Genomic DNA, 22310 nt, shown 5'->3' with positions numbered 1-22310 from the left:
CAGTAACTGCCAGTTCTTTTCACTTGAGCGATGCAACAAAGCCATCCCAGTGTCAGCTACTTGGATGACAGAGGGGGGTGGGATGACAGAAGATGATGGAGTGACAGGGAGTAATACAAAAAGTTTCGTCATCCCCATTGAATCGGCTTTAAAATCGATGTTCAAAGTTGAAATTTCCCTAGAAGATGCGGGGAAAATCAAAAAAGGTCAGGAAGTTGTATTAAATAACTTGCATAATTTAAAGAATCATGATATTTGTTGTACGGTGGTGGGTAGTGTACCTATTGCAATCTGCAGTTTTATTTATGGTTGTGTGAAACCTATTCGTGTTTTTAATATTTAAAATGAGGTTTAGATGTCGATAACATCCGAAAAGAAAAAGAGTTTGATAAATATATATGCAATTAAAGAAGATGATACAGGCTCATCTTTTGTACAATGTGCAATTTTGACCGAGAGGATCAGTAACTTAACTGAGCATTTTAAAGTGCACAAGCATGACCATCACTCTAAGCGTGGTTTACTTATATTGATAGGTAGAAGACGCAAGCACTTAAATTATATAAAGCGTAAATTTGGTAATGAAGCCTATCAGGAATTAATAGAGAAGTTAGGCATTAGAAAATAATCGAGGAATTTAATATGTTTAAAATTATAAAAAAATCTATAGAGTGGGGTGGTCGTGCCTTATCTTTAGAAACAGGAAAAATAGCACGCCAAGCTCATGGTTCAGTAGTTGTAAATTACGGTGATACTTCTGTTTTAGTAACTGTTGTACGTAAAAAGAAGGAAGAAAGCGTTGATTTCCTACCTTTAAATGTGCAGTTTATCGCAAAAAGCTATGCCATGGGTAAGATCCCTGGCGGGTTTTTTAAAAGAGAAGGCAAGCCATCTGATAGAGAAACTTTAATCTCAAGAGTAATAGATAGAAGTATAAGACCACTATTCCCAGAAGGATTTCATGATGAAATTAGTGTGGTGTGCAATCTATTAACTTATGATACAGTCAATCCTCCTGAAGTGCCAGCATTGATTGGTGCTGTTGCAGCTCTTGCAATTTCTGGTGTTCCCTTTCACTTTACTATAGCTGGAGTGATGGTTGGTTGTGATGAAAATAATAACTATATACTCAACCCTTCTGTTCAAGAGATGAAAGCAAGCAGCTTGGATCTGTTTTTGTCTGGTGATGAAAATTCAATTTTAATGGTTGAATCAGAAGTGAAAGAGCTCTCTGAAGAAAATGTTTTTAATGCAATAAAATTTGGCCATGAACACCTTAAGCCTGTCATTAAGCTCATAAAAGAGTTTGCTGATACAATTGGCAATAAACCTGAGAGCTTTGCCCCTATTGATGCATCAGATATAACACAAGAGCTCGAAAAATACGGTAAAGATTTTGAAAAAGCATATTCGCAAACAGTAAAACAAGAGCGAGTTCAAGCTCTAGAAGCGATTAGAGAGAATATATTGAATACTCTTAAAGAAACTGGAAAAGACGAAAAGTTAATTACGTATGCAGTAAAAAACTTTGAAAGATCTTTAGTACGTGAAATAATTAGGAAGAAAAGTGTAAGGATAGACGGTCGTAAGCATGATGAGATACGTCAGATAGAAGTTGAAGTTGATATTCTGTCCAAAACTCACGGTTCTGCACTATTTACAAGAGGCAATACTCAGGCACTGGTTGTTACTGCTCTTGGCACCACTCAAGATGAGCAAATTGTGGATGATATTGAAGGGGATAGACGTGAGCATTTCATGTTGCATTATAACTTTCCCTCATTTGCTGTTGGAGAAACTTCTGCTGCGCGTGCACCAGGAAGAAGAGAAATCGGTCATGGCAAACTTGCTTGGAAAGCAATTCATCCTGTTTTACCCGATAAGTCTGAATTTCCTTATACAATAAGAGTAGTGTCCGAAATTTTGGAGTCTGATGGTTCTTCTTCTATGGCAACAGTTTGTGGGACTTCTCTTGCTTTAATGGATACGGGTGTGCCAATAAAGGCCCCTGTTGCTGGAATTGCTATGGGTCTCATCAAAGATAAAGACGAGTATGTAATACTTTCCGATATACTTGGTGATGAAGATTATCTTGGTGATATGGACTTTAAAGTAGCAGGAACTAGTGAAGGGGTTACGGCGCTACAAATGGACATGAAAATTTCTGGTATAAGCTTTGAAATTGTTGAAAAATCTTTAGAACAGGCAAAAGCTGGAAGATTACATATTTTAGAAAAAATGAATGCAGTGATTTCAGAACACAGTGATGATGTCAAAGACCATGCACCAAGGATGTTATCATTTTACATAGATAAAGACAAAATTTCTGCTGCTATAGGTTCTAAGGGGAAAAATATACGCAGTGTGTGTGAAAGAAGTAATGCAAAAATTGAAATAGGAGATGATGGTAAAGTTTCTGTTTTTGCTACGAGTGGCACTGAAGCTGAAATTGCAAAGAGTATGATGATTGATTCAATAACAGAACTAGAACAAGGTTCTATAGTTGATGTCAAGGTTGTAAGAATAGAGAAGTCTATTGTAGAGCTTGAATTTCTTAATGGCAGAAAAGGAAAAATGCACATAAGTGAAGTAGCTAATGAACATATAGATTCTATAGAGAGCGTACTTAAACAAGATGATACTTTCAAAGCACTAGTAATTGACTTCGAAAAAGGTGGGTGTCCAAAGTTGTCAAGACGTCGGGTTGATCAAGAGACGGGAGAGTTTTTTGAAGGTGAGCTTTACAACGAGGAAAGGAAAGATGGTCCAAATGACAGGGATAATTATTACAATAATTCATTTAGTAGAAAACCTGGAGGAAGTCACCATAAGAGGCCTCCTCGTCCTCGTTCTGGTTTCAGCAACAGAAATAGGCCGAAATTTGGTAATAATGATTCATCATCAGGTTTTTATTAAGAGTAAACTTCTTGCGTTACCTCTCGTCATTCCAGTGCTTAACACTGGAATGACACCCTTTCTGGTGAAGGTTGTTCTCAAATCACAATGTTAGTACAATTGTGGTGTTAGCTATAGCTAACCCAAGGTATCCGTTCAGGCAATGGCGTCAACTTAAGAAAAAATATCAGCGATAGTGTATAAAATTTCTCTCTAAAACTTTTACCATTAAATTATCCAGAAGCCGCAGGAAACAGCACTTTTGTTTCTATTTTATTTCAACAAAGAAGTTTAAAATGTGTCCTTTTTAGGTGAAACATGCGTGCGCCAAGCAAAGTGCGTAAAGTCCAGTTGGTGAAAATCCAACCCAGGCAAAGCCTAGCCAGCAGGCTGGAACAAACCACTATGCTGCGTAAGGTAACGAGCGTAGTAAAGCTAGTGGAATGGACAACACAGGGTACAACGAAAGTGAAGGTATTGAGTCCCGAAATTCTCGATGTCATAGAGGTCGACACGTTGCATATAGTGGAAGACAGCAAGAAGGGTAACAATAGGGCAAGTTATCACTCACTCTATCGGGATCTGAGGCCGTATCACGTGTTGAGATGGAGTTTACGTAAACTTGGGAGATCCTTTGTATTCCTATTAAGGTACGTTGGAACAAGTCAACAAAGGCGAGTACTGACGGAAGATATAAAGGAAGTCGGACTGATTGATAGTACTCAGAGTGTGGGAAAGCCACATACAAGGGGAAGCGGTCAGCAATATAGTGACTGGTTTAGGAATTGCTATGCCAATACAACGGAGGTTGGAATAACGTGCAAAGAAAACTAAATCAGATAGCAGTAAGAGCCAGGCAAGATAAACGATTGAAATTTAATCGTTAATTCATCTGATAAACGCAGAGAATCTTGCTGAATGTTATAAAGAGCTAAAGCATAACAAAGCATGCGGTATAGACCAGGTGACAGTAGAAGCTTATGGAGAAAATCTTGAAGAGAAGCTCAACACTCTGGTGGATAGTATGAAAAGAAAGCGATATCAACCGCAACCAGTGAAAAGAGTATATATACCAAAAGCTGGAAGCAAAGAGAAACGCGGGCTTGGAGTACCGTCTACAGAAGATAAGTTAGTCCAGATAATGCTGAAGAAGATATTAGAAAATATTTATGAAGCTAACTTTCTGGATAACTCATATGGTTTTCGTCCTGGTAGAAGCTGTCATCAAGCGGTAAATGCACTAAATAAAGCAGTTATGTACAGACCAACTAACTATGTAGTAGAAGTTGATATCAAGAAATTCTTTGATAATGTCCAGCACAAATGGCTAATGAGATGCTTGAGAGAACGGATAACAGACCCAAACATACTGTGGTTAGTAAAACGATTTCTTAAGGCAGGAGTAGTCGAAGCAGGACATTATGAAGCAACTGAACTAGGCACACCTCAGGGGGGAATAGTAAGTCCTATACTAGCTAATATATAGTTGCATTATGTGCTGGATTTGTGGTTTGAAAAGAAATTCAAGCTAAGATCTAAAGGTTATATGGAGCTAGTTAGGTATGCAGACGATCACCTGATTTGCTGCGAAAGAGAAAAAGATGCTAGAGAACTCTTAGAGTCACTGAAACAAAGGCTAGGAAAATTTGGACTGGAAATATCTGAAGACAAAACAAGAATAGTAAAGTTTGGCAAAAAGGAGTGGCAACAAGGAATAAGGGAGAAACGAAAAACGGAAAGTTTCAACTTTCTAGGATTCACCCATTATGGTACAAGGAGTCGTAAAGGTAGAGTAATGGTAGGTCATAAAACCTCGAAAGAAAATCTATCTAGAAAACTTAAAGAAATCAAAGAATGGGTGAAAAAGATCCGAAATAAAGTTCACCTTAAAGATTGGTGGTCAATACTTAAAGCAAAACTAACAGGACACTATAACTACTTCGGAGTTAGCGGAAATTACCGGTGGTTGAATAAATTCTTCTGGCGGGTAATCAAGCTAGCGTATAAATGGATAAACCGACGTAGTCAGAAGAAGAGTATGAATTCAAAGCAATTTATACACTATCTACAAGTTAATCCATTACCAAAACCAAGAATATGCTACTCATTATATACAAAATAGGAAATGCTGTGAATACTACATTGTGGAGCCGTGTGCGGGAAAGCTGCAAGCACGGTTCTGGTGGGGGAGTCATAGCGATAAAACTTAATCAGGAGGATTTAAAACTATGACTTCTACCAAACAAAAAGGAAAAAATTTTATTCTACAAATTAAAAATATAATATACTCGAAAGCTTTTCAGAGAATCCATTGTGTTGAGTTTTACACGAACAAGAAAACTTCCTTTTTCGGCAGTATTTTCTATGATTTTAAAGTTAGTTAAAAAAAGTTTGGGAATAGAATGTGAACTTATGGAGCCATTGACATGTACCCTCAAAGCAAGCTTTTTCTAAAGCAAGATATAAGATTTGTCATACAGGTTTTAAAGAATTTAAGCATCCAAACAGCCTATCAAGATGAGCCTGAGTTGGAGAGGCTATAGGCTTATTGCAGCAGATGGTTCTGGTATTCGATTACCGAGCTCTGAGGAAATTGTATCCGAGTTTGAACCAAATGGAACAACAGGTATAATGCCACCATTAGCAAGGGTTTCTTTGTTTGTTGATTTATGTACTTCGCTGATTTGCAGTGCTCGCCTTGCGGCTTGGAATGTGGGTGAGCAAACGTTAGCAGAAGAACAATTACCTGAAGTCGTTACTCAAATGCGTTCATTAAATCAAGATAGATTATTATTTATCTACGACCGTCTTCAGTAAAATTCATTCAGCAGCATTATGATTTGGAAGTAGATTTTATTTTTCGCTTGCAAAAAAGAAATTATAGCAAGCTATGGGAACGAATTGCATCTGGAGAATTAGATTTCGATTTTATATTAGAAAATGAAAAGCTAAAAAATAAAATGAAAGGACAGAAAGTAAGAGTAATAGTGCTGACATTAGCCAACGGAGAAACAGAGGTATTGATTACTTCACTTTTTGACCGAGTAAAATTTACTTTGGAAGATATCAGCAAAGCTTATGTGTTAAGGTGGCATATAGAGGAGTGCTATAAACGACTCAAAATAGGTGCAGAATTAGAGAATTTTTCTGGCGTAAATTTAGAGGCTGTATTACAAGAATTTTGGGCAAACTTAGTCATGTGTAATATATTGTCGCTTCATATGTGTAATGCACAAGGGCCTTGGAATCCAGATCAAATTGCTGAGTATCGTTTAAATTTTTCGGTTTTATTTGGTGTAATGAGGCAGAAACTCTATCAGGTACTTATTGCGCCAAAAAACTTTCAAGCCCTTTTTGATAGAGCAAGTATACGCGCTAAAGTTAAAATCTTACTATTACCCACAAATATAAATGTTTGTTGCATAGCTCTTAATGGCATAACTTTTGCTTGAAATAACTGTTTATATGGTGCAATTTACAGCTTTTAGTTGCTAAAATTATAACTCTTAGTTTAATAATTTTAATCTAATAAGCTTTCAGGTTAATAAAATTAAATTATTTGAGTAAATACAATACTATGTTTTTATTTGTGGGTAATAGTAAGAGTTAAAATCCGACCGGGACGATTGTATAGCCGCGATAAGGTAGATAAGCCCAAACGCCATCATGTCTTTAGGAGAGTTTGCTAATGAAAGTTCTTAAGTTGACGCCATTGCCCGTTCAGCAGAGGTAGCAATTAAACTTTGTAACTTTTGAAAAAGATTATGATTGCATTTTTTCAATACTCTTTGCTTAAGATTTATATTTAACGCTGCTTAAAATCAGTGAAATGCACACCCCAGCAAACTACTCTGCCGAGCTTCCAACACTTTCACATTTACTATTTTGTCCCTGTATTTATCTTCAGAATCATCAATGCACACTGATTGCATATATGGGCTTTTACCAATAATTTGGTTTTGGTGTTTACCTTTTTTATCGCTAAATAGAACAGGTATAGTTTTACCTACCATACTCTGGTTAAACTCAAGTTGTTGCTTACTAATTAATTTCTGTAAACGAAGAAGGCGCTCTGTTTTAACCTCTTCTGGTACTTGATCTTTTCTTTCCGCTCCCGGTGTGCCTGGTCTTGGGCTGTATTTAAAACTATAAGCCTGAGCATATCTAACTTTTTCTACTAATTTCATAGTTTCTTCAAAATCTTTTTCGGTTTCTCCAGGAAAACCAACAATAAAATCAGAAGAAAATTCGATTTCAGGTTTCAATTTGCGAAATCTGTCTATTATTTCCAAATACTCCTCTGCAGTGTGTTTCCTGTTCATCGCGTGCAATATTTTATTCGAACCAGACTGCACAGGCAGGTGAACAAACGGCATGAGCTTTGGCTCTTCCGCATGTGCCAAGTAGAGAGATTCATGCATATCTCTTGGATGAGAAGTTGTATAACGAATCCTCTCTAGCTTTTCAATTTTAGCAATATGACTAATTAATTTTCCTAAATTCCACACTTCCCCTTCGCACTCCCCATGGTAAGCATTGACGTTCTGACCAAGCAAATTGATCTCATTTGCCCCATTTGCAACTAATTTCAATGCTTCACGAAATATTTCATTCATTGGCCGTGAATACTCAGCTCCACGAGTATAGGGCACTACACAAAACGTACAAAATTTATCACAACCCTCTTGTATGGCAAGAAACGCAGAAGACCCCTGGCTATTGCCATAGCATTCATCTGGCAATTTATCAAACTTTGCAACTTCAGGAAAATCAGTGTTTATTACATGACCTTTACTTCTGCTTGCTTTGACTATCAGCTCCGGTAAGGTAGCGATACTCTGCGAACCAACAACAATATCAACAAAAGGAGCCCTTCTGAACACTTCTTCTCCCTCTGCTTGCGCTACACACCCAGCCACCACTATAGTCATTTCTTTTCGTAACGAATGAATCTTCCCAAGCTCTGAGTAAAGTTTTTCTGCTGCCTTCTCTCTAATGTGACAAGTATTCAGTATCACTAAATCGGCTTTCCCTGCATCACTAACAACGTTGAACCCCAAAGGTTTAATTACATTTTCCATTAAAACGGAGTCATAAACGTTCATCTGACAGCCGTAAGTTTTAATATATAGGCCTTTCATATTTGGTATGTCTTTTTCAAAATTTCTTCACCCTACACGTAAATGTCTAACAGACCAGCGCGTGACGCTAGTGAACTTGCTAGCACAATAGATTTTGACAAAATTATACGAAAAACTGGATCCCAGTGTCAAGCACTGGGATGACAAGTTCTCGGCAACCCCTACGTCATACCATCACGGTATCTCTAGATCCCGCTAACAAGTAGCGGGATGACGGTTATCAGGGTGTCATGAAAGTAGCTAACACTGGCTTCCATCCAAGAGGGCAGTGCCCTCTTCTTGTCATCCCAGTGCTTGACACTGGGATGGCTTTGTTGCATCGCTACTTATGAAAGGCTAACTATAGTTAGGATTATAAGCAACCTATTGAAAATCTTGTTTTTTTGCAATCAATCTGATCAAATTTAAGAATAGTAATTTATTATTTATATTAATAAATTTAATTCTATTGAAAATAGCTAAAGCATTGAAATTCTTGAATTTTAGCCGGATTAGTGAGTGGTAGTGAAATTTCTTTTACTCAAATTTAGGTATTCACTGACCGTTCTTGTTATAAATACCAGAATAATAAGCTACTGATATTCTCTACCTTTTTTATCTTTATCCATCATAGCTAGCGATGCAACAAAGCCCACTGGGATCCAGGAAAAAGAATGGTGTCATCCGAGTAGCTTGACACTGGCATCCAGGAAACTTAATTGCAAGTAATGCATTGAGTTTGGTGAGTATGGGTTTTGCGTTATAGAATGAAGCACTTTTGGTGAATTTGTAAAGAAAGCTGGATCCCAGTGTCAAGCACTGGGATGACAAGAAAGGGAGCACTGGAATTTTTATTTCAGTATTGTACATTAGCCATGCATCTGAACAGACAATGGCGTCAACTTAAGAACTTTCATTAGCAAACTCTCCTAAAGACATGATGGCGTTTGGGCTTATCTACCTTATCGCGGCTATACAATCGTCCCGGTCGGATTTTAACTTTAGCGCGTATACTTGCTCTATCAAAAAGGGCTTGAAAGTTTTTTGGCGCAATAAGTACCTGATAGAGTTTCTGCCTCATTACACCAAATAAAACCGAAAAATTTAAACGATACTCAGCAATTTGATCTGGATTCCAAGGCCCTTGTGCATCACACATATGAAGCGACAATATATTACACATGACTAAGTTTGCCCAAAATTCTTGTAATACAGCCTCTAAATTTACGCCAGAAAAATTCTCTAACTCTGCACCTATTTTGAGTCGTTTATAGCACTCCTCTATATGCCACCTTAATACATAAGCTTTGCTGATATCTTCCAAAGTAAATTTTTCTCGATCAAAAAGTGAAGTAACCAATACCTCTGTTTCTCCGTTGGCTAATGTCAGCACTATTACTCTTACTTTTTGGCTTTTCGTTTTATTTTCTAGCACAAAATCAAAATCTAATTCACCAGATGAAATTCGTTCCCATAGCTTGCTATAATTTCTTTTTTGCAAGCGAAAAATAAAGTCTACTTTCAATTCATAATGCTGCTGAATGAATTTTAATGAAGACGGTCGTAGATAAATAATAATCTATCTTGATTTAATGAACGCATTTGAGTAACGACTTCAGGTAATTGTTCTTCTGCTAACGTTTGCTCACCCACATTCCAAGCCGCAAGGCGAGCACTGCAAATCAGCGAAGTACATAAATCAACAAACAAATTGCCAATGGTGGCATTGTGCCTGTTGTTCCATTTGGTTTAAAGCGGCCAAACTCGGATACAATTTCTTCAGAGCTCGGTAATCTCATACCAGAACCATCTGCTGCAATAAGCCTATAGCCTCTCCAACTCAGGCTCATCTTGATAGGCTGTTTGGATGCTTAAATTCTTTAAAACCTGTATGACAAATCTTATATCTTGCTTTAGAAAAAGCTTGCTTTGAGGGTACATGTCAATGGCTCCATAAGTTCACATTCTATTCCCAAACTTTTTTTAACTAACTTTAAAATCATAGAAAATACTGCCGAAAAAGGAAGTTTTCTTGTTCGTGTAAAACTCAACACAATGGATTCTCTGAAAAGCTTTCGAGTATATTATATTTTTAATTTGTAGAATAAAATTTTTTCCTTTTTGTTTGGTAGAAGTCATAGTTTTAAATCCTCCTGATTAAGTTTTATCGCTATGACTCCCCCACCAGAACCGTGCTTGCAGCTTTCCCGCACACGGCTCCACAATGTAGTATTCACAGCATTTCCTATTTTGTATATAATGAGTAGCATATTCTTGGTTTTGGTAATGGATTAACTTGTAGATAGTGTATAAATTGCTTTGAATTCATACTCTTCTTCTGACTACGTCGGTTTATCCATTTATACGCTAGCTTGATTACCCGCCAGAAGAATTTATTCAACCACCGGTAATTTCCGCTAACTCCGAAGTAGTTATAGTGTCCTGTTAGTTTTGCTTTAAGTATTGACCACCAATCTTTAAGGTGAACTTTATTTCGAATCTTTTTCACCCATTCTTTGATTTCTTTAAGTTTTCTAGATAGATTTTCTTTCGAGGTTTTATGACCTACCATTACTCTACCTTTACGACTCCTTGTACCATAATGGGTGAATCCTAGAAAGTTGAAACTTTCCGTTTTTCGTTTCTCCCTTATTCCTTGTTGCCACTCCTTTTTGCCAAACTTTACTATTCTTGTTTTGTCTTCAGATATTTCCAGTCCAAATTTTCCTAGCCTTTGTTTCAGTGACTCTAAGAGTTCTCTAGCATCTTTTTCTCTTTCGCAGCAAATCAGGTGATCGTCTGCATACCTAACTAGCTCCATATAACCTTTAGATCTTAGCTTGAATTTCTTTTCAAACCACAAATCCAGCACATAATGCAACTATATATTAGCTAGTATAGGACTTACTATTCCCCCCTGAGGTGTGCCTAGTTCAGTTGCTTCATAATGTCCTGCTTCGACTACTCCTGCCTTAAGAAATCGTTTTACTAACCACAGTATGTTTGGGTCTGTTATCCGTTCTCTCAAGCATCTCATTAGCCATTTGTGCTGGACATTATCAAAGAATTTCTTGATATCAACTTCTACTACATAGTTAGTTGGTCTGTACATAACTGCTTTATTTAGTGCATTTACCGCTTGATGACAGCTTCTACCAGGACGAAAACCATATGAGTTATCCAGAAAGTTAGCTTCATAAATATTTTCTAATATCTTCTTCAGCATTATCTGGACTAACTTATCTTCTGTAGACGGTACTCCAAGCCCGCGTTTCTCTTTGCTTCCAGCTTTTGGTATATATACTCTTTTCACTGGTTGCGGTTGATATCGCTTTCTTTTCATACTATCCACCAGAGTGTTGAGCTTCTCTTCAAGATTTTCTCCATAAGCTTCTACTGTCACCTGGTCTATACCGCATGCTTTGTTATGCTTTAGCTCTTTATAACATTCAGCAAGATTCTCTGCGTTTATCAGATGAATTAACGATTAAATTTCAATCGTTTATCTTGCCTGGCTCTTACTGCTATCTGATTTAGTTTTCTTTGCACGTTATTCCAACCTCCGTTGTATTGGCATAGCAATTCCTAAACCAGTCACTATATTGCTGACCGCTTCCCCTTGTATGTGGCTTTCCCACACTCTGAGTACTATCAATCAGTCCGACTTCCTTTATATCTTCCGTCAGTACTCGCCTTTGTTGACTTGTTCCAACGTACCTTAATAGGAATACAAAGGATCTCCCAAGTTTACGTAAACTCCATCTCAACACGTGATACGGCCTCAGATCCCGATAGAGTGAGTGATAACTTGCCCTATTGTTACCCTTCTTGCTGTCTTCCACTATATGCAACGTGTCGACCTCTATGACATCGAGAATTTCGGGACTCAATACCTTCACTTTCGTTGTACCCTGTGTTGTCCATTCCACTAGCTTTACTACGCTCGTTACCTTACGCAGCATAGTGGTTTGTTCCAGCCTGCTGGCTAGGCTTTGCCTGGGTTGGATTTTCACCAACTGGACTTTACGCACTTTGCTTGGCGCACGCATGTTTCACCTAAAAAGGACACATTTTAAACTTCTTTGTTGAAATAAAATAGAAACAAAAGTGCTGTTTATTGCACTCTTTGGATAATTTAATGATAAAAAATTTAGAGAGAAATTTTATACACTATCGCTGATATTTTTCCTTAAGTTGACGCCATTGAGCTATCAGCTATGTGTAGCTAACATTCTGCACGTCCATAAAAAACAAACCTTCTTTTTCGTCTTGAACGCTAATAATAGCGTGAGTGTTAAAAGGTAAAGGATCATTTGTATGTCCATGGCCTACCCCTTTCATTGTAAATACAGGAAAGTTAACACTTTTTGCAAACCTTTCTTTTACAACTTCAACAAGGTTATCGTTATAGCAGTTAACGAAATCCCCAAAGATTACTGCATGTACTCCATCAAAGATGTGAGCTTGTTTTAGGTGATCTAAACTGCGCTCTATTGCGTATGGGTAGACTCTTATGTCCTCTAAAAATAGAATTTTACCTTTCGCATTTATTTGCCAAACAGTTCCTATACTGTTTTCAACTAAAGTCATATTACCACCGATGATTTTAGACTTTAATCTGCCATCTTTTAGTCTAATGCCATTATTTATCATCTTTAGCTTATCAAATCTGATAGAATCCCGCTTGTTAAGAATTAACTCTTTCAATTTTTCAACAGAGCTTTCAGAAACGGAGTTATTTACTATCATTTCCAACATGGTGCCGTGAAGAGTTTGCCAATCATATTTAGCTTGTAGATGGATGTGCAAGGCAGTTATATCGCTATAGCCTATGAGGATCTTTTTGTTTTGAGCAATCCTTTCTTTTTTATCATTGGGTAACTTTTCTAGATAGGGAATTAACCGAGAAGCCCCTTCTCCTCCTCTGATACACCAGATTATTTTACTATCACCGGTTAGTGCACTAACCAAATCATTTGCTCTGAATTCATCAGAGTTGGAATAAAATGGATTATCATTACTATATATTTTCTCCGAAATATGGGGATTAAAATCCAAAGCTTCTACATATTCTTTTATAGTAGTCAGATCTGATTCTTTTCCCTTCGAAGAAGGAGCAATAATATCAACTTGGTCGATTGCATGAATACTTGTGTTAGCACATAAAGTGAGAATGAAATATAAAAGATAAACAATCATTAAAATATCTTATAAAACTCTTTTTTTAGTATATCATCCAATTCAGAGAGTGGAACTTTCACTCCTAGTTCTTCCATTGACGTGACGCCATAATCTTGCAGTCCACAAGGAATAATACCCTTATAATGAGAGAGGTCTGGAAAGACGTTAAGCGCTATGCCATGATAAGTTACCCATTTTCTTAAACGGATACCAAAAGCTGCAATTTTTTTTTCTACTCCGTTATGGTTTACCCAAATACCTATTCTATCTTCTCTAAACTCTCCAAGTATATTAAATTGCTTTAAAACATTTATGATCCACTTACTTAGATCTCTAATATATAGCTTTATATCGCATTTGTTTCTTTTTTTAAGGTTTAACATTAAATATATAATGCGCTGTCCTGGACCATGATATGTGTGTTTACCACCCCTTCCTGTTTTATATATGGGAAATAGTTTTTCAACAATATCATCAGCTGTTGCACTGATTCCTGCAGTATAAAGTGGAGGGTGCTGGAGTAGCCATACCAATTCGTCTGCTGAATTATTGTGAATTTGTTGAATTTTCTCTTCCATGGATTTTACAGCACAGTTATAATCAATAAGCTGATTAGATATTAGCCATTCTGTCATATTCTATTTCTTTTTTTTTAGTATAGCAGTTCGTTTTTTCCTGTTATTCCAGTGTGTGACACTGGGCGCAGCCTTTCTTATTCCTAATATACTTAATACTAACTTCTGTGCTATTTCTCCTTAACAAACATAGTACATGACAAATGTTTAATTATTTGTCAACACAGGTCCTCTTTACGTATAGGCAACTTTTTTTATTGAAAAATTCAGAAAAATGTTGTATAATTATTAGTAGATTTTAGGTAAAATATATGGCAAACTCAAAATTTAGCATAACTTTCAACAACGAAATTTCAGAGTGTCTTGCTGGACTGGCTAAAATAAGAAATAAGTCCATTAAAGAACTAACAGAGAAGCTAATACAAGAAGCAATTGAAAATGAGGAAGATAAAATACTAATTGAGCGTGCTGCTAAACGTAATGTTTCAGGTGTAAAGAAAATTAGAAGTGAGGATGTAGACTGGAATACAATATTATCTTCATAGAAAGCGTTCTTGAGAAAGACCTTCCAGCTCTTCCAAAAACAATAAGATTAAGGATCATAAATGCGATAAATAAGCGCCTTACAGTTGATCCCATTAACCTTGGTGAGCCATTATATTACAGATTTAAAGGACAAAGAAGATTAAGGGCTTACTATTACCCACAAATAAAAACATAGTATTGTATTTACTCAAATAATTTAATTTTATTAACCTGAAAGCTTATTAGATTAAAATTATTAAACTAAGAGTTATAATTTTAGCAACTAAAAGCTGTAAATTGCACCATATAAACAGTTATTTCAAGCAAAAGTTATGCCATTAAGAGCTATGCAACAAACATTTATATTTGTGGGTAAAAGTAAGTATAAAGACCAAGAGACTAGGCAGTATTTCTAAAGCTTATACAAAGCATAAAATGGGTTTACTGTTGCATAGTGCCTTAATAGTCAGCAGAGACGGATTACCTTTAGGTCTATCTTCCCAACAATGTTGGGCGCGTTCTATTAGGGAAGAAGAAACGGCACAAGAAAAAGCAAACAGAAAATACCGTACCTCCATAGAAGAAAAAGAAAGTTATAAGTGGATAACAGCTCTTAAAGAAACTATAAACAACCTTCCTCCAAATGTACAACTTGTTACCCTTGGTGATAGGGAAGCAGACATCTTCAAATTTTTATGGGTGGCTGAGACGTTAGGTAGTTTTTATGTAATCCGCAATCGAGCTAATAGAAGATTTATCTGTACTGAAGTCGGAAAAACAGATTTGCAAACACGCATCACTCAACTGCCAGTAAAAAAGAAAATTTCTCTAGAAGTTACTAAAGGTGGAAACCAGAGATCAAGGAAAGCTAATATTGAAGTTAAGTATATGAAAGGCTATATACCTATCAGATCTTCTTCCATTTATGGGTCAAAAGATACAATACATAAAATAAGTGATAAAATCCCTGTATATGTGGTAAGTGCAAAAGAAACAAATCCTCCTGATGGATTGGAAGCTATCGACTGGACTCTACTAACTAATGTACCGATTAATAATACTTTAGATGCCATAGAAAAGATAAATTGGTATAAGCTAAGGTGGAAAATTGAAGAGTATTTTAGGATTTTAAAATCAGGATGTAAGATAGAAAGCTCCCGCTTAGCTACAAAAGAAAGATTACAGAAGTTAATTGCTATAAAAAGTATAATCGCGTTTAAAATTTTATATTTGACAAAAGTGGCTTTATCAAATCCCATGGAAATTTGTACTAAAATTTTAAGCAACGAAGAGTGGAAGGTCCTTTACATGCGTGAGTATCGGGTAGCAACATTACCCGAAGAACCTCCAAACATAAAACAAGCTATTATTTGGTTAGGAAAATTGGGTGATTTATGAATAGAAAAAGTGATAATTTACCAGGGTCTATGACTCTATGGCGGGGCTATGAAAACCTTAAGGAGAGCATTGTTATGCTTCACATCATAACCTCTCAAAATTGTGGGTAAAAGTAAGCATATAACCCAACAGATAATACAAACATACCTAAAATAAGTTTACAGACTGTGTTTTTATGGTCTTTTTCTTTTTTCTTGCTGGTGATAGGATTTGGCCTACATTCATTCTCTTCTTGCAGCACTGAGTAGTATATATTATCAGGGCTCGTTATTAATTGTTCAAATTCATCACTATTTTGGTTTTTTAACAGTTGCTCTAGGGTGTTTTTTGTATTTATAGGATATATTAATCCATCCATTTTCAATGCTTTCTCTTGCCGATCCACATTCTCATGGTCGATTGTATATTTATCTCTACTTGATAATCCGATCATGTGTAGTTTGCCAGCTAAGAACATTATATAGCTCTCTATTAACTGATTCTCACATATCTCTAATACTTCTCTTTTTACTGTTTTGTTAGATGACGAAAGTTCTTTATAGTGACCACCCAAAGAAAAGAACAATGCTATATCTTTATCTGCTTTTATGTCATGAATGGAATAATAGCTGCTGATAACGCACTTATTTAATGCAAATTCTCTGTCATATTTGTTTAATGTATTTCCTTCACTTAGTAACTTTCTAAGACCAATGAGTACTTTATTTTCAAAATCTTCTTCTGTTTTAAATATTGGTTCTCTCTTTGGATTTGCTAAGATGTTAAGTAAATCTAATTTTCTTCCATCTACTACTTCATTTATATATTCATTTAACTCAGATCCTTTAATAACTTCATATATTTTATCTATGACATCTTTAGTATTCAGGTTATTGTTTTCACTTAGAATTTGATAAGCTTGAGCATAAATTAAAAACAGCCCTTGTAGACTAAATTTTAAGTTAAAATATTTATCTAATGGTTCCTCTTTTTTTCTAATGAATTCAGACAAACCAAAATGATTTCTGTGATCCATAAAACGACCTAAGTCAGCATGTTGAAAGCTACCTAAAAAAATAAATAACGTCTCTAATAAATTACCCTTACCAACAATTTTTATTAGTTCTTCAATTTCTTTTATCATTGCTGAAACCTATAATGTTCTACTTTATAGTATAAGGGATACATGGCAAAATAGCAATAAATGTTATTAGACTTCTTGCATAACCTAAACTAAGTAGAAAAAGATACCGTCTCACCAGTCAACAAAAAAATTATAAAAATTGCTCAAGTTACATCATAAAATCAAAAAATACTTCTTATTCATATCCTGTGTAGCGGTACACAGATTATAGTTAGTGGATATGTTGATAAGTAAATTAGTTACATATAAAACAGCAGAAATTTACTTATCAACATATCCACTAACCAACAACATTCAATAAATTTGTGTAAGATGCCATTTTACATAAGATGAATTAGAAGCATTTTTTGATTTTAAAGTACTAAACCTTCAGTTAACCTTTTAGCCCTATAGTTCTTGATATGATCTGGATCAAAGGCCTTTTTTGAACTTAAAACACCAAAAACTATATGAAGTAACTTACGCATTGCAGCACCAACTATGGCCATAGCATGCTTGCCTTTCTCTTTTAATCTTTCGCAAGAAGCCATAATGATAGGATTGTGCTTTTTAGCTGCTATAGCAGGAAAGTACATTGCCTTACGTAATGTTCGTGAACCGGTTTTACTTAATCTGGGCTTGGCATGTACGGATGAGCCTGATGTTATATTTTGTGGTATAATTCCAGCATATGCTGCCAATTGCCTAGCATTTATAAAGGCTTTTATACCAGGAATTTCAGCTAAAATAGCTATTGCTGTTTCCTCTCCTATTCCTGGAATAGTTAATAGGAGTTGAAAATCTTCCAACAATTCTTTGTGTTGTTTTAATAGTTCGCGTATGGAGTTTTTTATTGTTTCTATTTTTTGCTCTATGTTCATTGCAAGGTCTTCCCAAGCATTTGCAACTTCTTTAGGCAGCCTCTCTTTTTTTTCTAAATGATTATTTGCTAATGTTAACTCATCCTTTAACGCATTTGAGCAACGATAAAGATGTTTTAATTTTTTCTTTTCAAGAGAAGGTAGTGTCCAACGAGAAGGTTTCTGTCTTTGACAATAATCTGCAATAATCTCTGCATCAGTCTGGTCATTCTTTTGTCGTGTAAGCTTACTTTTTGCATAAAACCTTATGCAAGCTGGGTTTACAACACTAACGAAATATCCAGCGTTGTGGAGGAACTCAGCCAAAGCTTCGCTATAACAACCAGTGGATTCCATGCAAGCTTTTACTTCTTCTATGTTATGTTTTTGTAGAAAGTTCAGCAGACCTTGAAACCCAGTATCATCATTTTTAAATTTCCTTTTCCTAGTTTCACGCTTTCCTTTTTTACTTATGAATGAGAGAGAAACATCAAAACGTTCTTTTGAAACATCTATACCTAAAAAGTTGTTGATCATATATAACTCCATATACTACTATTAAAAATGAAAAGTAAGGCTTACCTTGTGAATACAGAATTAGAACCATTTAGGTTTTTCTACGATACCGTCCAGCCTCTACTTTTGAGAAGGGAATTCTTTTCTTTCCCACAGATTTTATATCTAAGGTATTGCCCAGAGTTTTTCCCTTCTCCATCTAATGCTTAAGCTTAAAGCATTAGATGCTTTTTTCAAGATACAAGATATTCTTAACACAACAGCAACTATAAAATATCCAGATAGCCAGAAAGTGACTTACACACCACTTACTTATGCTATGTTCTGGAAGGATAGCAAAGCTATTAAAGAAATTCTAGTAGCAGCTAAAGGGAACAGTACTCTTCTGAAAGATATTCTTAACACAACAACAACTATGAAATATCTAGACCGGGAAGTGACTTACACACCACTTGCTTATGTTATACTACGTAGAGATAGTATAGCTGTTGAGAAAGTGTTAAGAGTAGCTAAAGAAAACGGTATTCTGAGAGATATTCTTGACACAACAATAACTATAAAACATTTAGATAGCCGGGAAGTGACTTACACACCACTTGCTTTTGCTATGTTCCGGAAGGATAGCAAAATTATTAAAGAAATTCTAGTAGCAGCTGAAGAGAACAGTATTCTGAAAGATATTCTTGACGCAACAACAACTATAAAATATCTAGATGGTCAAGAAGAAATTTACACACCGCTTACTTACGCCATATCATGTAAAAATAGCAAAACTATTGAAGAAATTTTAAAAGTCTCTAAAGAAAACGATATTCTGAAAGACATTCTTGACGCAACAACAACTATAAAATATCTAGATGGTCAGAAAGAAATTTACACACCGCTTACTTACGCTATATCATGTAAAAATAGCAAAACTATTGAAGAAATTTTAAAAATCTCTAAAGAAAACGGTATTCTGAAAGATATTCTTGATGCAACAACAACTATAAAATGTCCAGATGGTCATGAAGAAACTTGCGCACCGCTTACTTATGCTATACTACGTAAAGATAGTATAGCTGTTGAGAAAATGTTAAGAGTAGCTAAAGAAAACGATATTCTGAAAGACATTCTTGACGCAACAACAACTATAAAACATTCAGATAGCCGGGAAGTAACTTACACACTACTTGCTTATGCTATACTGCGTGAAAATAGTATAGCTATTGAAGAAATTTTAAAAATCTCTAAGGAGAACAGTATTCTGAAAGATATTCTTAACGCAACAATAACTATAAAATGTCTAGATGGTCGGAGAGTAACTGTTACACCACTTGCTTATGCTATACTACGTAAAGATAGTATGGCTGTTGAGAAAATGTTAAGAGTAGCTAAAGAAAACGGTATTCTGAAAGACATTCTTGACGCAACAACAACTATAAAATATCCAGATGGTCAGGAAGAAACTTGCACACCACTTGCTTATGCTATACTACGTAAAGATAGTATAGCTGTTGAGAAAATGTTAAGAGTAGCTAAAGAAAACGGTATTCTGAAAGACATTCTTAACACAACAATAACCATAAAACATAAAAATAATCAAAAAGTAACTGATAAGTTACTTGCCGCATTACATGATCGCAAAGTTATTCAAAAAATTTTAGACATAGCTAGAGAAAATGATATTCTGAAAGACATTCTTAATGCAACAATAACTATAAAATATCCAGATAGTGAAGAAAAAATCTACACACCACTACTTATACAATATCATGTAAAAGCAACGAAGCTTTTAATACAACAAGAGCTATAAATCAAGATGGTCAGGAAAAAACTCACATCCCATTTCCTACCCTTGATAAAAGAGAAACTGAATTAAAATTAAAAGAAAAAAGACAAAGTAGAAGAGATGAGGGATTAAATTTTAACAATGGTAGTAGTGACAAAAATGTTGAAATAAAAGTTAATGGGGATATCTTGTTGCAGCATAGTAGTGGAATTGAAAATGAAATAAATCATACTGCTGTACGTAATGATGTAAGGGGGGTAAAGCCTCTAATAGAAAGTAGAGTAAATGTTAAAGTACAGAATATAAATGCAGTGATTGCAACTTCTGTGACACTTGAGTTGGTAGCTAGTAAAATAACATGTGTACTGTCAAAACCCACCACTAAATTGGAAGAAGTAGCTATAACATATTTTCAAGGTTTAGCACTATATTTGTGAAACTTAATTTATATGTGCTAAACAAGATGCTGATTAGTTTTATAGCTAACCCAAGAAAGGTTTCCCTACGTCATACCGCCGCGGTATCTCTAGATCCCGCTAACAAGTAGCGGGATGACGATTGTCGTTTAGCCATAAATATTTAAGAAATTTACCAAATAAAAAAAAAGGCAAAAGAAGCCCTGGGGTTATTATCTGCTTTAAAATATTGGCGTTTTTTATGTTTTAAACGCTTGACAAGCAAGATTTAGCTGCTTTTAATTGCAACTAACCTATGCTGCAAATGTTTAAGAAATTTACCAAGCAGAAAAAAAGACAAAGAATCCCCGAGTTAGCTAGTCTTTTACTATCTCTGTCGAGTATTGGCATTTTTTGATGTCTTGTAACGCTTTATAAGCGCGTTCAGCTTATTTAGATAAAAATCTAGATGTAGATGAAGTTTTGTAAAGACATACAGTATCTATATACTGCAAAAAATTGAACATAAGACGCCGATACATTAAGTAATCCTTACCTTTTAATCTGCAAATTGGCGAAAGCAAATACAATAGCTTCAGTTTCATGATAAGGGGGCTGGCGGAGTTTGTCAAGGAAGTTTTTCGTTTCTGTGAACCACCTGCTAACCGACAGCTAACATTAACTACCGATATCGTATCTGAAGAAGCCCCCTGGCCATTCTAAAAAATTTAATGCTGAGTACACCTTACTTTTGGCTTCCTCTATAGTGCTCCCTTCTGCTACTATATTTAGCACTCTTCCGCCATCGGAAACTAAGTTACCACTTTCATCGAATTTAGTACCAGCATGAAACACCAACACACCAGGAATGCTTTCAATCTTATCTAATCCTTTAATTACTTCTCCCTTTTGATAATCACCCGGATAGCCTTTACTTGCAACAACTACACAAACTGTAGATTTGTTGTTAAGTTCCACCATTTTGACATTTAACTTTCCTTCTGCAACTGACAACATCAATTTTAACAAATCGCAATTTGAATCAAATCTAGGTAATATAGATTGCGTTTCTGGATCACCGAATCTAACGTTATACTCGAGAAGTTTTGGGCTATCTTTGCAAATCATTAAACCAGCAAAGAGTACTCCTTTATAAGACGTACCCATGTTAACCAATGCTTGAGCTGTAGGGTATATTATTTTTTGGATAATTTTTTGCTCCATGTCCTTACTTATAATTGAAGGTGATGAGTACGACCCCATACCTCCAGTATTTTGGCTTTCATTACTTTCATCAACTCTCTTATAATCTTTTGCACACCCAAGAGTTACTACTTTCAACCCATCAATAAGAGCAAAAAAACTTACTTCTTCTCCAACTAAAAACTCTTCTATGATTATTTCTTCACCTGATTCACCAAATTTTTTCTCCACTAGCATTGAATTTATTGCTGAAAAAGCTTCGCTTTCTGTATTACATATAACCACCCCTTTTCCTGCTGCAATTCCATTTGCTTTCACTACAAGTGGAAACTTTATTTTATTGCTACGTATAAAATCTTTAGCTAACCCTTCATCAACAAAACACTCGTACTTGGCAGTTGGTATACCATATCGTTTACATAGTCCCTTGGTGAAAGACTTCGATCCCTCAAGTTTTGCAGTTGCTTGACTTGGAGCAAAAACATTTATTCCCTCCGCAACTAAATCATCAGCAAGCCCATCAATTATTGGTTGTTCTGGACCAATAACAACCAACTCTATATTTTCTCTCTTGCAAAATTGTGTAACATCCACTGAATTTTGAATATTTACATCCACAAGAGCCCCAAGATCTTTCATAGCTTGGCGACCAGGAGTTACATATAACTCAGTCAAGATAGGAGATTTTTTTAGAGCCCAAAGTAGAGCGTGCTCACGCCCACCAGAACCTATAACCAGAACCTTCATCTTTATTTCCTCGCTTTTCTAT

General features: G+C 35.6%; 13 protein-coding genes and 4 pseudogenes. 9 read left to right on the top strand and 8 right to left on the bottom strand.

All coding sequences use genetic code 11. From position 1 onward, the window contains the following. The first annotated feature begins 82 nt into the window (after window positions 1-82). The 5 genes and pseudogenes from NL281_RS00390 to NL281_RS00365 all read left to right on the top strand — a co-directional run. Window positions 83-343, top strand: a complete 261-nt coding sequence (locus NL281_RS00390; protein ID WP_253303387.1) for a hypothetical protein — start codon at window positions 83-85, stop codon at window positions 341-343. A 12-nt stretch (window positions 344-355) separates the two neighbouring features. Continuing rightward, window positions 356-628: a 30S ribosomal protein S15 gene (rpsO, locus tag NL281_RS00385; RefSeq protein WP_006279944.1), complete on the top strand. Its 273-nt coding sequence runs from the start codon at window positions 356-358 to the stop codon at window positions 626-628. 14 nt (window positions 629-642) lie between these two features. Next, the gene (pnp, locus tag NL281_RS00380) at window positions 643-2916 is read left to right on the top strand and encodes a polyribonucleotide nucleotidyltransferase (protein WP_095742791.1); all 2274 of its coding nucleotides are present in this window, start codon (window positions 643-645) and stop codon (window positions 2914-2916) included. A 1003-nt stretch (window positions 2917-3919) separates the two neighbouring features. Then, window positions 3920-5017, top strand: a pseudogene (gene ltrA / locus NL281_RS09030) (group II intron reverse transcriptase/maturase). Window positions 5018-5123: 106 nt separating this feature from the next. Next, a pseudogene (locus NL281_RS00365) lies at window positions 5124-6284 on the top strand (IS4 family transposase); the annotation flags it as partial. Between the two features lie 432 nt (window positions 6285-6716). Here NL281_RS00365 and miaB read toward each other — a convergent pair. From miaB to lipB, 5 genes and pseudogenes are all read right to left on the bottom strand, one after another. Next, the gene (miaB, locus tag NL281_RS00360) at window positions 6717-8036 is read right to left on the bottom strand and encodes a tRNA (N6-isopentenyl adenosine(37)-C2)-methylthiotransferase MiaB (RefSeq protein WP_253303386.1); all 1320 of its coding nucleotides are present in this window, start codon (window positions 8034-8036) and stop codon (window positions 6717-6719) included. 895 nt (window positions 8037-8931) lie between these two features. Further along, window positions 8932-10154: pseudogene (locus tag NL281_RS00355) on the bottom strand (IS4 family transposase). 106 nt (window positions 10155-10260) lie between these two features. Next, window positions 10261-11358, bottom strand: a pseudogene (gene ltrA / locus NL281_RS09025) (group II intron reverse transcriptase/maturase). A gap of 872 nt (window positions 11359-12230) precedes the next feature. Then, window positions 12231-13214, bottom strand: coding sequence for an LD-carboxypeptidase (locus NL281_RS00345; protein ID WP_253303385.1), 984 nt, complete (start codon window positions 13212-13214; stop codon window positions 12231-12233). Continuing rightward, window positions 13214-13831 carry a lipoyl(octanoyl) transferase LipB gene (lipB, locus tag NL281_RS00340; RefSeq protein WP_141456645.1) on the bottom strand — a complete coding sequence of 206 codons (618 nt, stop codon included), beginning with the start codon at window positions 13829-13831 and terminating at the stop codon, window positions 13214-13216. Before lipB ends, NL281_RS00345 begins: the two co-directional genes overlap by 1 nt. A 251-nt stretch (window positions 13832-14082) precedes the next feature. Between lipB and NL281_RS00335 the strand changes: the two genes are divergently transcribed. Together NL281_RS00335 and NL281_RS00330 are read left to right on the top strand one after the other, a co-directional pair. Beyond that, on the top strand, window positions 14083-14316 hold the full coding sequence (locus NL281_RS00335; protein WP_010081986.1) for a DUF6290 family protein: 234 nt from the start codon (window positions 14083-14085) through the stop codon (window positions 14314-14316). A gap of 346 nt (window positions 14317-14662) precedes the next feature. After that, entirely contained in the window at window positions 14663-15694 is a 1032-nt protein-coding gene (locus NL281_RS00330; protein WP_253303376.1) for an IS4 family transposase, read from the top strand. Between the two features lie 94 nt (window positions 15695-15788). Here the strand turns inward: NL281_RS00330 and NL281_RS00325 are convergent, their stop codons facing one another. Both NL281_RS00325 and NL281_RS00320 read right to left on the bottom strand, forming a co-directional pair. Then, window positions 15789-16817 (bottom strand): WD1261 family protein, encoded by a 1029-nt coding sequence (locus NL281_RS00325; protein ID WP_253303384.1) that lies wholly within the window; start codon window positions 16815-16817, stop codon window positions 15789-15791. Between the two features lie 353 nt (window positions 16818-17170). Further along, complete coding sequence (locus NL281_RS00320) at window positions 17171-18193, bottom strand: IS110-like element ISWen2 family transposase (RefSeq protein ID WP_253303218.1); 1023 nt, start codon at window positions 18191-18193, stop codon at window positions 17171-17173. A 181-nt stretch (window positions 18194-18374) separates the two neighbouring features. On the opposite strand from NL281_RS00320, the gene NL281_RS00315 reads away from it, so the two are divergent. Next, entirely contained in the window at window positions 18375-19967 is a 1593-nt protein-coding gene (locus NL281_RS00315; RefSeq protein ID WP_253303383.1) for a WD_0033/WD_0034 family tandem repeat-containing protein, read from the top strand. A gap of 167 nt (window positions 19968-20134) precedes the next feature. Continuing rightward, window positions 20135-20380, top strand: a complete 246-nt coding sequence (locus NL281_RS00310) for a hypothetical protein (protein WP_233641040.1) — start codon at window positions 20135-20137, stop codon at window positions 20378-20380. Window positions 20381-21016: 636 nt separating this feature from the next. Here NL281_RS00310 and purD read toward each other — a convergent pair. Next, window positions 21017-22288, bottom strand: a complete 1272-nt coding sequence (gene purD, locus NL281_RS00305) for a phosphoribosylamine--glycine ligase (protein ID WP_253303382.1) — start codon at window positions 22286-22288, stop codon at window positions 21017-21019. Window positions 22289-22310 lie beyond the last annotated feature (22 nt).

It is taken from the genome of Wolbachia endosymbiont of Phyllotreta cruciferae, from assembly GCF_918697765.1.
Classification (GTDB): domain Bacteria; phylum Pseudomonadota; class Alphaproteobacteria; order Rickettsiales; family Anaplasmataceae; genus Wolbachia; species Wolbachia pipientis.
The sequence above is the reverse complement of the archived record's forward strand: the minus strand, read 5'-3'. Positions and strand labels throughout refer to the sequence as shown.

Bases quoted from the DNA above. Each gene is read 5' to 3' on its own strand.
- NL281_RS00390 (WP_253303387.1), top strand. From the start codon at position 83: ATGACAGAAGATGATGGAGTGACAGGGAGTAATACAAAAAGTTTCGTC.
- rpsO (WP_006279944.1), top strand. From the start codon at position 356: ATGTCGATAACATCCGAAAAGAAAAAGAGTTTGATAAATATATATGCA.
- pnp (WP_095742791.1), top strand. From the start codon at position 643: ATGTTTAAAATTATAAAAAAATCTATAGAGTGGGGTGGTCGTGCCTTA.
- miaB (WP_253303386.1), bottom strand. From the start codon at position 8,036: ATGAAAGGCCTATATATTAAAACTTACGGCTGTCAGATGAACGTTTAT.
- NL281_RS00345 (WP_253303385.1), bottom strand. From the start codon at position 13,214: ATGATTGTTTATCTTTTATATTTCATTCTCACTTTATGTGCTAACACA.
- lipB (WP_141456645.1), bottom strand. From the start codon at position 13,831: ATGACAGAATGGCTAATATCTAATCAGCTTATTGATTATAACTGTGCT.
- NL281_RS00335 (WP_010081986.1), top strand. From the start codon at position 14,083: ATGGCAAACTCAAAATTTAGCATAACTTTCAACAACGAAATTTCAGAG.
- NL281_RS00325 (WP_253303384.1), bottom strand. From the start codon at position 16,817: ATGATAAAAGAAATTGAAGAACTAATAAAAATTGTTGGTAAGGGTAAT.
- NL281_RS00320 (WP_253303218.1), bottom strand. From the start codon at position 18,193: ATGATCAACAACTTTTTAGGTATAGATGTTTCAAAAGAACGTTTTGAT.
- NL281_RS00315 (WP_253303383.1), top strand. From the start codon at position 18,375: ATGCTTAAGCTTAAAGCATTAGATGCTTTTTTCAAGATACAAGATATT.
- purD (WP_253303382.1), bottom strand. From the start codon at position 22,288: ATGAAGGTTCTGGTTATAGGTTCTGGTGGGCGTGAGCACGCTCTACTT.